A 14,992-nucleotide genomic window follows, 5' to 3' on the forward strand; every position below is an offset into this window, starting at 1 on the left:
GGGTAAACTATGCGAATAGTTTGCAAACTGTTTTTATAGTTCGGATAGTCAAATATACTACTATGGTTATAGTTTGCAAACTATTTAAATAGTTTTAATGTGTAACAGTCTGATTATTAAGTATAATTATTTATTGTTGGTTGGAATGAAGGCAAGTGCGTACTTTAGGGCAAATAGTTATGTCACTTAAACACCAATTAGCCTTATCATTTATCAAGGGCATAGGTCCTGCATCGGCTAAAGCCTTAATTACCTATTTCGGCAATGCTACAGCAATCTTTAATGCACCATTAAGCCACCTTAAAAAAGTTCCGGGAATAGGCGCCTTCAGGGCCGAGCTGCTTAACACAACGGAGGCTTTGGAGCGGGCCGAGGAAGAGATGGCGTTTATTAGTAAGAACAATATTGACGTTATATTTTATACAGATAGCCGTTACCCGCAAAAACTTAAGCACTGTAATGATGCCCCCATATTATTATACAGCAGAGGTAATGCCGATTTAAACAACCAGCGCATTGTAAGCATAGTGGGTACCCGCAACGCCACTGATTATGGACGGCAACTGTGTAAACAATTGCTGGAGGATTTGCAGCAATATCAGGTACTGGTAGTAAGTGGTTTGGCGTTGGGTATAGATGTAGCTGCACACAAGGAGAGCTTGCGCCTTGATATACCGACAGTAGGTGTGTTGGGGCATGGATTAGACAGGTTGTATCCTACTCAAAACCGGGGAGTGGCTGAGAAGATGTTATTGAACGGAGGCCTGCTTTCCGAATATCCATCGGGTACCAAACCCGACCGGGAAAATTTTCCGCAACGTAACCGCATTGTGGCCGGCATGGCCGATGTAACGGTAGTGGTAGAAGCCGGAATTAAGGGAGGGGCTTTAATAACTGCCGAGATAGCCAACTCGTATAACCGGGATGTATTTGCTTTTCCGGGCCGTACTACTGATGAGTTTTCTGAAGGTTGTAATTTCCTGATCAGGCATAACAAAGCCGGCTTGCTCACTTGTGCGGCCGACCTGGCTTACTTGTTAGGGTGGGATAATGAAAAAAGCGGAAAACCGGCCGTTAAGCAATTTGCCCTGCCTATAGATTTGAACGATCAGGAGCGCATTATTTTTGAGACTTTGTACCAGCACAGTGCACCATTAGCTATTGATGAGTTAAGCTTTAAGCTCAATATGCCTACCAGTCAGCTGGCCATGAATTTGTTAAACATGGAAATGCAGGGATACATCAGCACCCGGCCCGGTAAACTGTACGCTATTAATTAGCCTCTTTTGGGGAGGTATAATAAGCTATAGAGCCAGAACCTGAACTTACAGTTTGCCAACTATCCACCTCAAACGTCACCAGTATAGCGGTGCAGGGCGGTACGTCCCTTATTTCGCCCGATAAGCCGAGCAGCAGGTAGCTGATGCCGGGGTTGTGGCCTACCAGTGCCGTAAAGTCGTGTTCATCCGGAAAGCGGTTAATAACTTTTAGTAAGGTGTGCTCAGACGCTTCATAAATTGCTGGATCGGTGTGCGGTTCTGATAAGTGTAATTCGTTTGCCAGTATCTGTGCTGTGGTAATGGTACGCATTGCAGGGCTGCATACAATTGCATGGGGTATGATATTGTATTGGTTTAGTTTGCCAGCCAGTTCTGTTGCCTGCTTTATTCCTTTAGCAGACAATGCCCTTTCAAAGTCTCCATGGGGTGAGTCTGGTTCTGCTTTGGCGTGCCTGATCAAAAGTAGGTGCTTCATGATGCAATAAAAACAAAAAAAGAGGACATTGATGCCCTCTTTTTTTGTTTTTTATTTAATGGTATTAGAAGCTATAACCTACAGACAGGCCTACCACACGATGTTTAATCTTAGCATCAGATTCAGGTGATACATTGCTTAGACCTAAATCGTAATTTACTTTAAAAAGTAGGCCATTGGTTAAGCCGATGCCAGCCATACCGGTAGCGCCAAAATCAGTTCTTTTGTAGAAATCTGTAGCTGGGTTATCGCCAAATTTAATGTCTTCGCTTTCTTTAGCATTACCATCTGTACCTTCCAGTTTGCCATTTAGGCCTATAGCGGCATATGGGCCCGCACCGAAAAATACCTTACCTTCACTGAACGGTACATTGTAAACCAGGCTTACAGGCACTTGCAGATAGAAGGGTTTAGATTTAATGGAAGTACCAGCTTCGCTAAGCTGGAAGCCTTTTCCGGTGTAATATAAGCCGGGTTGTACAGAAAGATTTTTGCTGCCAACAGGTATATCGGCAAATGCACCTACCGAGAATGTTGTTAATGAGCTTGTTGAAATGCTCAAAGACGACCCGGTTGCTGAAATGCCGACTTTAGCGAAGTTTACACCACCGCTGATGCCGTAAGTAACTTTTGATTGTGCAGATGCTGTTGCAAATGAACCTGCTGCCAGGATGGCTAATAGTAGTTTTTTCATGAATTGTGATATAAATTTGTTGTTGAATGATGGGATAGACTACGCAAAAGGTCAAAAGTTACACGGCTATTTGAAAATAATTCACAACAGACTGACTTTTAGTACTATAAAATTAAAAATAAACTCAAATTAATCTTCGTAAGCCTGCTTCATAGCGAATAATGTTGCTAAATGATTGTTGAATTGGAATGAAATGGCATTACTTTTTCTGTTACAGTAGTAGTTTTATGCTGATGGTACTTTAAGTTTAACTTTCAATACTTACGTGCGGCTATTTAAAATAGTAGCCAACTGATACGCCCAATACACGTGTTTTTACATTATTGTAATAAGAAGTATTTGCCACGCCTAAATCGTACGAAACCGTAAACAGCAAGCCATTATTGAGTGAATAACCTGCCAGGCCTGTAATGCCGTAGTCCATACGTTTAATGTTATCAGAACTCCCGTCGGCAAGGTTTGTGTTGCTGCCTATGGTTATTTTAGAACTATAATATCCTGGGGTTGTATCGTAATAGTATGTGGGGCCATAACGTTTTCTGTTTGCACTAACAGCTACAGCAGCAAATGGGCCCGCACCAAAAAAGAATTTGCCAGGTCCTGCCGATTGTTGATAAACGAAAGGAACCGGAATATGTATATAACCTAAATTTATTTTCTCATTGCGGTCTCCCATTTTATACCCTTTTCCCGAATAAAATGTGCCCGGTTGTAAAGATATAGCCTGGCTTAGTTTGACGTTTATAAAAATACCCGCCGAAAAACTCGTTATACTGCCATTGTAAGGTTTGGCTGAAGCGAAGTTTATGCCACCTTTGATGCCAATAGATGATTTTGATTGTGCAGATGCCGTTAAAAATGAACCTGCCGCTAAAATGAACAGTAACGCTTTTTCATAAACAGTGTATAGATTTTTAGGGTAAGACCAGGAAAGTTTAAATAGTAAGCTGCCTTAAACACTTGTTATTATATCTAATACAGCCCCATAAAGTTATAACTTAACACTGATGCAGAAAATTAAATTATTGTTAACTTTCCTTAAAAACTAAATCCTGCCGAAACGGTGAATGTGCGTGTCTTGGTTACAGCCCCATCATTACCAAAGTAGATGTTAGCTAAACCATAATCATAACCTGCACTCAATAAAAACCCGCTGTTGAATCTAAAACCAGCCAAAGCCGTAGCGCCGTAATCGAACCTTTTGATGCCATCTTCTTTGCCAATCTCAACTTTTTCATCAAAATCTTGTGTATCAGTACTTGTATTACCGCCCATAGTTGCAGATAAAAAGACTTTGCGTTTGTTTTTGGCCGAAATGGCAGCTGCTGCGAATGGGCCGGCTCCTAAAAGAATTTGCCGGCATTTATATTACCATTATAAAGAAAGTGCACAGGTAACTCTACATAGGTTATCTTATTATCTATTTTGGTTTGTAACGAACCGGTAAAGCCCGGCTCAAATTCAAAATCTAGCATTACTTCATCCAACTTAAGTCCTTTTATAGTATAGTACAGGCCTGGTTGGATAGAGAAATTTTCGGTAACTACAACATCTGCAAATACGCCGGCGGAGAATGCCTTAAGTGTGCTGAAGGTGTATGAGCCGGACTCGCCGGTTTGAGTAAGTTCCATATTGGCTAAGTTAAGTCCGCCTTTGAAGCCAAAAGTTGTTTTGTTAGGTAAAGTGAACTGGCCGAAAGCTAACAGTGTAAAACAGGCCAATAAAGTTGTGAGTAAGGTTTTCTTCATATTATGTGGGGAAATTTATTGCCTAAATATAGAGGGAAAAGGCGTTTTAACGGAAGCTGGCCTCTTGAATAGCACGTTTTTGCATTGAATTAAACGTGCGGTTAAATGTGTGTTTCTCACTCGTTAAAGAGAGACAAGAGCAAGCAGTTTACTGGCAATATCCTGGGGGTGGATATTATATAAACAAGCATAGTCGCCACGGAAACATGGTTTGTTACCATATACCGAGCAGGGGCGGCATGCAATATCATCTGCCACTATATTATCTTCAGTCTGGCCATAACCTAAAAAGCCGGCGTAATGGTGTGTTGCCCCCCAAACCGACACAACCGGTGTGCCCACTAGTGATGCCATATGCATACCGGCCGAATCCATGGCCAGCATTACGTCCAGTTGTGTAATCAGGTCAAGTTCCTGCTTCATATCCATTCGGTCAATTACGGATGTAACCGATGCATACTTTTGTTCCCATTCATCTGCTATGGCTTTTTCGTAGGGCAAGCCGCCGAATACAAATATTTTCACCCTACTGCGGTTAAGCATTTCTATCACCTGTTCCATACGGCCTAACGGGTAAATTTTGCCTTTGTGCTGTGCGAAGGGAGAAATACCAATCCAAGGTTGATTCTTAGTGTCTGCAAACGTGTTGACTGCTGGTAATGATTTGCCAAGTTTTCCGGAGAGCGTCAAACTAAAACCGAGCTGCCTAAATACATCTGCATAACGTTCGGGTATAGAGCGAAGCGGTTTCAGTACTTTGTTAGGGAAGCGGGTAAGCAGCTTTTTCTCCTGGCGGCCCTTTGTGATTTGTTGGCCGGAGATGCCACTTAGTTTAAAGAGGGCCTGCAACAGGTTTGTGCGTAAGTTATTGTGGAGATTTGCTAAGGCATCATAAGGCCCAAGCGTTTTTAAATATCGAAACAACTTAAGCGTGCCTGTAAAACCTGAGTACTCCGCTTTAAAATCTGCTTTCACATACTGCAACCGGTCGATGCCCTCAAAGAAGGCTGCAAAAGCCGGGCGCGAAACATAGGTGATCTTCAAATCGGGATGCTGTTGCAACAGTTCTTTGATCACCGGCACCGTCATAGCTACATCGCCCATAGCCGAAAAGCGCATAACGAGTATGTGCTTTTTGCCTGTCATGATTGCTTGTTGCCGTATAATACCGGGTTAAGCAAGGGGTCGTTATACATTTTCATTTGCCGGTAAACGTGCATACGTCTTTCGCCACTTGCAATATCTTCCAAGAGCTCATCAATAGCGGTCGACAGATCCACGCGTTGCTGTAATAAGACCGTTAATTTACGGTTGCAGGCTGCAAGTTGATCTTGGTCAATGTCAATGCGCTGGGTTTCTTCCTGCATATGGTATATTTTTAGTGCAAGTATGGAAAGCCGGTCAATTGCCCAGGCAGGACTTTCTGTGTTGTACCGGGCAGATGGACCGGGTACTACATGTTTAAATTGTTCGGCAAAGTAATCGTCTATACGCTCCACAATATCGGTCCGGTCCTGGTTCGATTTATCAATGAGACGTTTCCAGCGCAGTGCAGCTACAGGGTCAATGTCGGGGTGACGTACCTCATCCTCCATATGCCACTGCGCAGCATCTATCCAGCATTTTTGGTATAGCAGGTTCGAAAGATCTCCGGCGGCATAAGGATTTACGGGTGGGCGTTCTATCTCATTATAGATGTGATAGTCTTTAACAACCTCGTTAAACAGCTTATTACATTGTTCGCTAACCATAGTAACTGGTAAAAAGCTGCAAATATAACGATTTACCCTTTTATCTTGTTGATTATTGCGGTAGACGAGTATCCATCTACAAAGGTGATGGTTTTTACCTCGCCGCCATTGGCAATTACCTCTTTAGCCCCGGCAATGTTTTCTATCTGGTAATCGGCACCTTTTACCAATACATCCGGCAGCAAGGTGCTGATCAGATTGAGCGGTGTGTCTTCTTCAAACAAAACAATGGCATCAATAAAAAAGAATGCAGCCAAAAGCATGGCCCGGCTATTTTCATTGTTTACCGGTCGGCTCTCACCCTTTAATCGCTTAACCGATGCATCAGCATTGAGGCCTATAATTAACTTATCACCCAACTCCGCCGCCTTTGCCATATAGCTTATGTGCCCAATATGCACCAGATCAAATACGCCATTGGTAAATACTACTTTTTGGCCTTGCTGCTTCCATTCATTTACTTTGGTTTTTAATGTTGCATGGTCGGTTATTTTAGATAGTATTTGTTGTTCTACATTTTTTTCCATGTTTTAGCCTTGTACAGGTTGACCTGACTTTTTAAATTTAAAAATTTCCGTTATCTCCGATAGCGAAAATGCGTTAAGGCAGTTTTGTTTGGTTACGCCGCCTTTGCGGGCCACTAGTACACCATACTCCATATCCCTAAACCCTTCAACACGGTGAGCATCTGGATTTATAGATAGCTTAACGCCTTTATTTATGGCGTACTGGCACCAGCGCCAATCCAGATCCAGGCGAAAAGGATTAGCATTAATTTCAATAACTACATTATTAGCTGCACAAGCGTCAATCACTTTTTCGTAGTTTATCTCGTATCCCTTACGGCTTAATAGGAGCCGGCCTGTAGGGTGTCCAAGTATAGTGGTATCAGGATTTTCAATGGCCTTTATAATCCGCGCGGTAGCCTTTTCCTTGTCCATTTTAAGGTTAGAGTGTACCGATGCTACTATGAAATCAAACTTTTCCAATATCTCATCCGGATAATCAAGCGAACCGTCGTTCAAAATGTCCGACTCTATACCTTTAAATATATGAAAGTTGTCAAGTTTCTGGTTCAGTCGGTCAATCTCCTCATGCTGCTGCAAAACGCGCTCAATGCTCAAACCTTTGGCGTAAAACGCACTTTTGCTGTGGTCACAAATGCCCAGGTATTGCAATTTGATTTCATCGCGGCAATAGAGGGCCATTTCCTCAAGCGTGTTGATGCCATCGCTCCAGGTACTGTGATTGTGTAATGAACCTTTCAGGTCATACAGGTCAATTAAATCGGGCAATAACGGCTTGTTAACATAACTATCGCCTTCCCGTAACTCAGGCGGAATCCAGGGCAGGCTTGCCTTTGTGTAAATAAATTCCTCGCTCTCCGGCTGGTCAACCACGTCCACAATATTTTTCATTACGGCATCTACGTGCTCCTCGTTGCCGGTGTAGGCAAACAAATCGCGATAAAAGAAGCGTTTCTCGGTCACAATAATATCTACCAGCAAACCGTTTGCGGTTTCGCCGTTCACATGGCAGTCTTTCACCGTTAGTTTGTTAAGCAGGGTGGAAGTCGATAAATTGCTCAGCGCCAGTTCTACGTCACGTGTGCCTAACACAATGGAAAGTTCTGATATTACCTCGCAGCAACGGCGGTAATCGCCGGCAAACTCTGCCAGCGCACCCGGGAACATCTCTGTGAGCAGTAACATCAATTCTTCAGCCTCGTGGCGGGCTTGTGCGTATAGAAATTTGCCGTTACTGGCCATGCGAAATTCTAATGCGCGTTTGATCTCGTCCTGGGTTTTTATACCAAAGCCTTTTGCTTCCACCAAACGGTTTTCGTTGCAGGCATAATAAAGCTCGCCAGTGTTTTCTATACCCAGCTGGTTCCATATAATGCTTACCTTTTTGGGGCCAATGCCTTTGATGTGCAACATCTCAACAACACCGTCGGGTGTAGCCTGCAGCAGGTCTTCCAGGTCTTTGATGGAACCTGTATCCAACAGTTCCTTTACGTAGGCAGCCAGAGTTTTGCCTATACCATCAATCTGGTTTATCTCTTCAATGCTCTTGCTGGCTAACTTGTAGGGGAGCTTATCAATTTTAAAAGCGGCATTTGCCACCGAACGTATCTTGAATGCATTTTGATTATGCAGTTCCATTAATTGCGCTAAAAGCTTAAGGCGGCCAGCAATAGGTTTATTTTCCATATCGGATAGTAAGTCAGTAAAAATACGAAAGGCTTTGAATTGAACAGCTAGCATGCCGGTTTTGTTGAAAACAAATTAGCTGCCATTGTGCCTGAATGGCTTGCGTTACAATTGTAGCGATGGAATGTGCATATAATTGAAAAAAGCCGCTGTGCTCATTTGTTGCATAGCGGCTTTTTCATTTCGCCTATAGAATGGTCTGAACTAACTAGTCAATCCCTGGGTTGAGTTTTATAGTTCTGGTAGCCATTTTTAATCCAGTGGTCTAATGAGTAAGGTCCTGATCCGGTTACCCAGCATACAACGAGAAGCAAAAGTACAACGATTGATAGCCAAAGTTCGGAGTTGATGAAGGATAAGCCACGGGTGCTGTTCACAAACAAAATGGCTCCTAACAAAATAGGGATTTGAATAACAACGGCAAACCGGGTTATCAAGCCGATCATAATTAGTAGCCCACCTACCAGATGAACCAGCGCCACGGTATGGATTAGCACCATAGCCATAAGTCCCGATACACCAAACGTACTATTTTGTATAATCCAGTCTTGCTGTACCTGCGTTTGGCTAATGAAGGTAACCCCTTTGCTAAATATGACCAGTCCCAGCAGTATCCTAACCACTTCGAGCCATTTGGTGTGATGCAGGTCGCCCCAGTGCTCCACTTTCTGTACCATGTTCATAATGTCCTCCTTTTTAATTGGTTACTTAAAGTTACAAATAATTAAACAGCAAGATACTCCTATAAAATGTAATATAATTTTGTGTACTAATATGTAAAACAACTGGATAGTTAACTAAGAGCTAACTTAAATTTAGGGTAGCCATACCGCTATAGACACACAAAAGTTCACATTACATCAGCGTATAAGCCGATATAGGTATGTTAAAAGCAAAAAAAATGATGGTGTTGATAATTTTCTTTCTACTTTTCGGTCAATATTTTCGTATACCGTAGTAAATACGTTAACAGTTATTGTGTTATGGCTTAATTATTGGTACTTAAGCCTAAATATTTGTTACATGCGTTTACATATATCCTAATTCTACTAGTTAATTTAAATGGAACCTATTATTCCCCCAACTGAACCCACTCCGGAATCTCCTGCTGTAAAATTAATTGAACAGGAAGAGGAAGTTTTTCAACACGTTAATAACCCCGTACTGGGTTTAAAACCCATTGTAAAAAAATATCTGGGCTCACCCAACCAGGTTGAGCAAAAAGGCAACAAGTTCTTTTTCAGCGATGGCGAGGCTAAGGTTGAAGTGGTTGTTGTAACTGATGAGATTATTCGGGTACGTATGGCCCCGCACGGCGTGTTTCTCGAAGAGTTTTCATACGCTGTGCCTAAGCTCCAATCTAAAGTGTCGGTATTTCACCTGCACGAAAATGATGAAGAATATCGCATTTCCACCAACACCGCTAATTGCCATATAAACAAGAAGGACTTTTTTATATCGTTTTCAGACAGCCAAAACCATGTAACCAGCGCCGATGCTGCCCCCATGCACTGGGAAGAAAATGTGCAGTTTGGTGGTTATTATGTTTTTGGCACCAAGGTTTGCCATCCCGAGGAAGCTTTTTTTGGCCTGGGCGATAAGCCTACTGACCTTAACCTGCGTGGCAAACGTTTTGTAAACTGGAATACAGATGCGTATTCATTTGCCTGGAATCAGGATCCTATTTACCGCAGCATACCTTTCTATATTAGCTTAAACGAAGGTATTGCTCATGGTATCTTTTTTGATAACACCTTTAAAGCACATTTCGATTTTGGTGCCGAAGATCATGGTAAGACTAGTTTTTGGGCCGATGGCGGAGAACTGCAGTATTACTATATACATGGGCCTAATATGATGGATGTGGTTAAACGTTACCACATACTAACCGGTACGCATCCAATGCCACCGCTTTGGGCGCTGGGATATCATCAATGCCGCTGGAGCTATTACCCCGAATCTAAAGTGCACAAGGTGGCCAAAAACTTCCGTGAGCATAAAATTCCATGTGATGGTATTTATCTGGATATTGATTATATGGATGGCTACCGTTGCTTCACCTGGAACCGTAAATATTTTCCTGATCCAAAAAAGATGATTAAGGAACTGGCGGCTGATGGATTTAAAACCGTAGTAATTATAGACCCGGGTATAAGGGTGGACGACAATTACTCAGTGTTTAGGGAAGGGAAAGCCAACCGGTATTTTTGCCGACGCAGCGATGACTACTTTATGGAAGGCCACGTATGGCCAGGCCGCTGCCAGTTCCCAGACTTTACCAACCCCGAAGTACGCGAATGGTGGGGAACATTATTTGATGAACTGGTACAAATGGGCGTAGCCGGTGTATGGAATGATATGAATGAGCCGGCTGTGTTCGGTGCCGGAACTTTCCCGGATGATGTCCGTCATCAGTTTGATGGCTTCCGTGGCTCTCATCGTAAGGCGCATAACGTATATGGTATGCAAATGGTGCGTGCTACTTACGAGGGCATGCGCAAGCTGATGAAAAACAAGCGCCCGTTCACTATTACCCGTGCGGGCTATTCGGGTGTGCAGCGTTTTACCTCCGTTTGGACGGGTGATAACGTAGCCTCATGGGAGCATTTGCGTTTAGGCAATGTGCAATGCCAACGTTTGTCTATGTCGGGCATACCATTTTGCGGCACTGATATAGGCGGCTTCAGCGGCGAGCCCGATGGTGAGCTGTTTACACGCTGGATACAGATGGGCACCTTCTCGCCGTTTATGCGTGCGCATTCAGCCGGCGATACCAAGGAGCGTGAGCCATGGAGTTTTGGTGAGCCGTATACCGCTATTAACCGTAAGTTTATTGAACTGCGTTATAAACTTATCCCTTATTTATATTCTACTTTTTGGGAGCACCATCGTTACGGTTTTCCTATCCTGCGCCCGGTAATAATGCAGGAGCAGGACGAGATCAATAACCAGGCGCGCCAGGATGAGTTTACCTATGGTGATAAAATTTTGGTATGCCCTGTAATGGAGCCCGGCCAAACCAGTAGGCGTGTTTACCTGCCCAAGGGCAACTGGTACTATTATTGGGATAATGCTATGGTTGCGGGTGGCGAAGAAGTTGAAGTGGCTACACCGTTAGAAAATATTCCAATCTTTGTTAAAGCCGGTTCTGTTATACCCGAATACCCGGTAATGCAATATGTCGGTGAAAAAGAAATAGAGGAGGTAAAGCTGAACGTTTACTACAGCGACGCACCCGCCAACTCTTTCTTTTTTGAAGATTATGGTGAAACCTTTGCTTACGAACAGGATATCTACTCAGAAAAAAAGTTTGTGGTAAGCGGCAAGCCATCATCCATGACTATACAGCAAACTATGGAGGGCCTTTACACACCGCGTTACGAAAATTATTATTTCAATGTAGCCGGGTTGCCGTTTAAGCCGACCAAAATAATTGCCGACGGTAAAGAGGTAAGTGATTTTGATTTTACGGCTGAAAAAGTGCTAAACTTTAAATTCACTAAAAATTTTAAGCAGATAGAGGTGATGTAATCATAACGACTTCCAAGCATCGTCAAAAATGCTTGCAGGATTATAAATTGGTATTTAATAAGGCGTTTCCTAAAGGAGCGCCTTTTTTATTTGGGCATGTAAATAACATGCACCCTGGAGCAAGCTAAAAATTAAAGAATATTTATTTGTCGTTATATGGCGTCATGTTTATATTTGTCGTTATATAGCGACACAATGATTTTAAGACGAGACATATTTCAGGCCATTGCCGATCCAACCAGAAGGTCTATTTTAATTCTGCTGGCTTCACAGTCTATTACAGCAGGGGCAATTGCCGATCAATTTGATGCTGCCCGATCTACCGTTTCCAAGCATATCCAGATACTAACCGAATGTGATTTAATAGAATCGAACCAACGAGGGCGGGAGATATACTACCAGATTAAAATGGACAAGGTGAAAGAAATTGACGTTTGGTTGGATCAACTTAAAAGGGTCTGGGATGAGCGCTTTAATAATTTGGATAAGTATTTAGAAAAAATTCAACAAAACAAACTATAACAATGGAACACACAGAAAGCAGGGAAATGCGCATTACCCGGGTATTTAAAGCGCCTATTGAATTGATGTGGGAAGTATGGACAGCCCCCGAGCACATTGTAAATTGGTGGGGACCCAATGGCTTTAGCAATACTATTCACCAAATGGATGTGCAAAACGGAGGAGAGTGGCAGTTAACCATGCATGGGCCAGATGGAACGGACTACCTTAACAAAAGTATCTTTAAGGAAATCATTCCGTTAAAGAAAATAGTGTTCGAGCACTTTAATCCGCATTTCATTACTACAGTTGTTTTTGAGGCTATAGGTCAGGAAACCCAAATAGATTGGAGTATGCTGTTCGATACAGCAGACATGCGTGAAATAGTGATTAAAGCACATAAAGCTGATGAGGGGCAGAAGCAAAATGTTGAAAAACTGGAAAGGTATGTAGCCAACCTGCAAAGTGAGCCAAAAGCCGGGTAAACAAGCACCAGTATAAATGGCTGCTTCTTGTAAACAAGGGGTAGCTTTTTTTATTTAGATGATACCTAAGGTAAAGCGAAGTTAATTTAAAAGAGCACTGTGTTAGTGGCTTTTGCATTTTTGGTGTAACTTGAACCCCGAAACCGTCGTCATACTGAAAAATAAGACATGAAAAATCGCATATCTATTCTCCTTTTGTTAGTAGCCGTTACCAGCTTGTCTGTTATGTCATCCTGCCATTTAGGATGCATTAAAGGTTCAGGTAAGCAGGTGAGCGAAAATCGTAAGATATCTAAGTTCAGTAAATTAGAAATTTCGGGCGGGTTTAAAATAAACCTGAAACAAGACAGCTCTTACACGTTAAGCGTTACTGCTGATGAAAACCTGATGAAATACATTCGCACCGAGGTAAGTGGCAATAAGCTTAAACTATATACCCGCAAAAACTTTTGCAGTGAAAGCCCCATTATGTTAAACGTTGGCATTGGCCAGCTGGAAGAAATTAAAGGATCTGGCGCTGTAGAGCTAGTTTCGGAAGGCCGTATAAATGCACAGAACTTTAAAATGAGTTTTTCTGGCGCTAGCAAAATCGATATGGACTTAAGCGTGGCAGATCTGCAGACCGAAGCCAGTGGCGCAACGCAAATTAACTTAAAAGGACAGGCTGCATCGCACACTTTAAAGGTATCAGGCGTGGGTAAATTGCACGCATTCGATTTTGTGGTAGGTAATTACAACATTAAAACTTCGGGCTCCGGCAACTGTGAAATCAATGTGTTGAAAAGTCTTATTACGCATACCAGTGGTGTAGCCAACATTCAGTACAAGGGTAATCCATCCAATGTAGAAACACATAAATCAGGCGCTTCGTCTATTAAGAAGGTGCAATAAAAATGCCTCTGATATGCCCGTAAGCAGGGCTTTGTAATATAGCCTTTAATGTCATTTGGGGTTCATGTGGGAAACCCTGGCGTTGGTAAGTAAATCAGCTTGGATATGGCCTTTCAATTGTTTGAAATGGCCAAACAAGTGCAAGGCTACCTGCCTCAGCATGCAGAACCTTACATGGGCGGACTTGGCGGCAGTGGGTCAGGAATAGGATTGGGCCGAACGTTGGGTACTGGCGAAGGCGTTAGTTTAGCAGTAGGCGTTGTTCCGGTTGAGTCGTTATTGAAGCTGCTGGCTGGTACAGGGCTGTTTTTCGCAACCTTTCCTGTACGTTTTGCTTTGCATCCGCTGGCAACGCTTAGCCCTATAGCAGCGTACAACACTAAGCCTAAAACTGATCTTTGAATTTTCATGATATGATTAAGCTAACGTTTAAACCTTGTTTTAGTTTACACGTCTATCGAATTGTTGCTGGCAAAGCTGCTACGGCCTGCTGGTAACAAGTAAATTAAACACAACCTTATCACTTTATGAAAAAATTTCACTGGCTGCTGCTTAGTGCAGCGCTATACCTGCTCAGTAGCTGTACAGCACCCCGCATTGCTTTAACCGACGCTTCATGGCATAATACTATAGGTTATGCGGTAGAGGGACGCACGCAAACAGTACTACAAAAAAAGCCGCTACGTTTTGGCGAGTTCTATACTACCAGCGTTAAAACCTCTTCTAAAAAATCTTCAGTCTACACCACCGATCTGGACGGACGCCTTGCTCAGCGGCACCAAAATACGCTTGGCTTATTGCACGAGCGCAGTCAGTCGTCGCGCCGGTTCAGGCTGAGCAATGGCAGGGGGCCTGAGTGGCAGGTGTATACCTTTACTCATCTTAATGCGTCAAGCTATTTTGTGGGGCGCAGTTTAGAGCTCAATTTTAGCTGGTTGCTCAAATCACTAGGTCTGGGCAGTAAAACCGAAAACAGCTACTATGTACAGGTGTTTGAACCCGGTGCCGACCGTCCCTGGGAGCTGTTGCTGGACATGGACGCCATTGACTTGAATGCTAAAAATTACATGGGCTACTTTGCGCTCAACGATGAAGAGTATTATACTATTAAGCCGGTGCGGCACGTAATGGGCAAAAACGGCCCTTCGCGTATTCCTTTTGGCCTGGTAGGGTACGAGATAAGCAATGCCGAAGGTAAAGCCGTGGCTGCGGTTTCAGCCATAAATAAGGGCGTAGTTTACCTGCAGGATTCGCTGATGCCACATGAGCGTTTTTTGATGGCCAATTTGTGTGCTGCGCTACTGTTGTACGAGCCGGCAAGCATCTATATGGAGGGGTAAACAACTGATGATTAAGTAGCTGAAATAAAAAATTATTTGCTTACCTTTGCGCTCCAAAACCGCTAAGGTTAGCGTATAGTTAT

17 protein-coding genes are annotated in these 14,992 nt (G+C 43.0%); 7 read left to right on the forward strand and 10 right to left on the reverse strand.

All coding sequences use genetic code 11. From position 1 onward, the window contains the following. Window positions 1-179 precede the first annotated feature (179 nt). Window positions 180-1,280, forward strand: coding sequence for a DNA-processing protein DprA (dprA, locus tag ABDD95_RS06075; RefSeq protein WP_345951013.1), 1,101 nt, complete (start codon window positions 180-182; stop codon window positions 1,278-1,280). Here the strand turns inward: dprA and ABDD95_RS06080 are convergent. The 10 genes from ABDD95_RS06080 to ABDD95_RS06125 all read right to left on the reverse strand — a co-directional run bounded on the left by ABDD95_RS06080 (window position 1,273) and on the right by ABDD95_RS06125 (window position 8,844). After that, on the reverse strand, window positions 1,273-1,755 hold the full coding sequence (locus ABDD95_RS06080) for a histidine phosphatase family protein (RefSeq protein ID WP_345951014.1): 483 nt from the start codon (window positions 1,753-1,755) through the stop codon (window positions 1,273-1,275). The genes dprA and ABDD95_RS06080 overlap by 8 nt on opposite strands. Before the next feature lie 64 nt (window positions 1,756-1,819). Then, window positions 1,820-2,449 (reverse strand): porin family protein, encoded by a 630-nt coding sequence (locus ABDD95_RS06085; protein WP_345951015.1) that lies wholly within the window; start codon window positions 2,447-2,449, stop codon window positions 1,820-1,822. Between the two features lie 271 nt (window positions 2,450-2,720). Continuing rightward, window positions 2,721-3,332 (reverse strand): porin family protein, encoded by a 612-nt coding sequence (locus ABDD95_RS06090; protein ID WP_345952097.1) that lies wholly within the window; start codon window positions 3,330-3,332, stop codon window positions 2,721-2,723. Window positions 3,333-3,487: 155 nt separating this feature from the next. After that, on the reverse strand, window positions 3,488-3,724 hold the full coding sequence (locus tag ABDD95_RS06095; protein ID WP_345951016.1) for a hypothetical protein: 237 nt from the start codon (window positions 3,722-3,724) through the stop codon (window positions 3,488-3,490). Between the two features lie 68 nt (window positions 3,725-3,792). After that, complete coding sequence (locus tag ABDD95_RS06100; protein WP_345951017.1) at window positions 3,793-4,197, reverse strand: outer membrane beta-barrel protein; 405 nt, start codon at window positions 4,195-4,197, stop codon at window positions 3,793-3,795. Window positions 4,198-4,320: 123 nt separating this feature from the next. Next, window positions 4,321-5,343, reverse strand: coding sequence for a glycosyltransferase family 9 protein (locus ABDD95_RS06105; RefSeq protein WP_345951018.1), 1,023 nt, complete (start codon window positions 5,341-5,343; stop codon window positions 4,321-4,323). Next, window positions 5,340-5,948: a DUF4254 domain-containing protein gene (locus ABDD95_RS06110; protein WP_345951019.1), complete on the reverse strand. Its 609-nt coding sequence runs from the start codon at window positions 5,946-5,948 to the stop codon at window positions 5,340-5,342. Before ABDD95_RS06110 ends, ABDD95_RS06105 begins: the two co-directional genes overlap by 4 nt. A 32-nt stretch (window positions 5,949-5,980) precedes the next feature. Beyond that, on the reverse strand, window positions 5,981-6,475 hold the full coding sequence (gene rfaE2, locus ABDD95_RS06115) for a D-glycero-beta-D-manno-heptose 1-phosphate adenylyltransferase (protein WP_345951020.1): 495 nt from the start codon (window positions 6,473-6,475) through the stop codon (window positions 5,981-5,983). A gap of 3 nt (window positions 6,476-6,478) precedes the next feature. Next, window positions 6,479-8,161: a helix-hairpin-helix domain-containing protein gene (locus ABDD95_RS06120; protein ID WP_345951021.1), complete on the reverse strand. Its 1,683-nt coding sequence runs from the start codon at window positions 8,159-8,161 to the stop codon at window positions 6,479-6,481. 212 nt (window positions 8,162-8,373) lie between these two features. Beyond that, window positions 8,374-8,844 (reverse strand): DoxX family protein, encoded by a 471-nt coding sequence (locus tag ABDD95_RS06125; protein ID WP_345951022.1) that lies wholly within the window; start codon window positions 8,842-8,844, stop codon window positions 8,374-8,376. A gap of 379 nt (window positions 8,845-9,223) precedes the next feature. On the opposite strand from ABDD95_RS06125, the gene ABDD95_RS06130 reads away from it, so the two are divergent. The 6 genes from ABDD95_RS06130 to ABDD95_RS06155 all read left to right on the forward strand — a co-directional run bounded on the left by ABDD95_RS06130 (window position 9,224) and on the right by ABDD95_RS06155 (window position 14,909). Then, window positions 9,224-11,692, forward strand: coding sequence for a glycoside hydrolase family 31 protein (locus ABDD95_RS06130; protein WP_345951023.1), 2,469 nt, complete (start codon window positions 9,224-9,226; stop codon window positions 11,690-11,692). Between the two features lie 195 nt (window positions 11,693-11,887). Next, a complete protein-coding gene (locus ABDD95_RS06135; RefSeq protein ID WP_345951024.1) occupies window positions 11,888-12,214 on the forward strand; it encodes a metalloregulator ArsR/SmtB family transcription factor in 327 nt (108 codons plus the stop codon). A gap of 2 nt (window positions 12,215-12,216) precedes the next feature. Continuing rightward, the gene (locus ABDD95_RS06140; protein ID WP_345951025.1) at window positions 12,217-12,678 is read left to right on the forward strand and encodes an SRPBCC family protein; all 462 of its coding nucleotides are present in this window, start codon (window positions 12,217-12,219) and stop codon (window positions 12,676-12,678) included. Window positions 12,679-12,846: 168 nt separating this feature from the next. Next, window positions 12,847-13,569, forward strand: a complete 723-nt coding sequence (locus tag ABDD95_RS06145; protein WP_345951026.1) for a head GIN domain-containing protein — start codon at window positions 12,847-12,849, stop codon at window positions 13,567-13,569. Window positions 13,570-13,674: 105 nt separating this feature from the next. Then, window positions 13,675-13,971 (forward strand): hypothetical protein, encoded by a 297-nt coding sequence (locus ABDD95_RS06150; RefSeq protein WP_345951027.1) that lies wholly within the window; start codon window positions 13,675-13,677, stop codon window positions 13,969-13,971. Between the two features lie 125 nt (window positions 13,972-14,096). Continuing rightward, the gene (locus ABDD95_RS06155) at window positions 14,097-14,909 is read left to right on the forward strand and encodes a hypothetical protein (RefSeq protein ID WP_345951028.1); all 813 of its coding nucleotides are present in this window, start codon (window positions 14,097-14,099) and stop codon (window positions 14,907-14,909) included. The last annotated feature ends 83 nt before the right edge of the window (window positions 14,910-14,992 follow it).

Origin of the sequence: Mucilaginibacter sp. PAMB04274 (genome assembly GCF_039634385.2) — a bacterium.
Lineage (GTDB): Bacteria > Bacteroidota > Bacteroidia > Sphingobacteriales > Sphingobacteriaceae > Mucilaginibacter.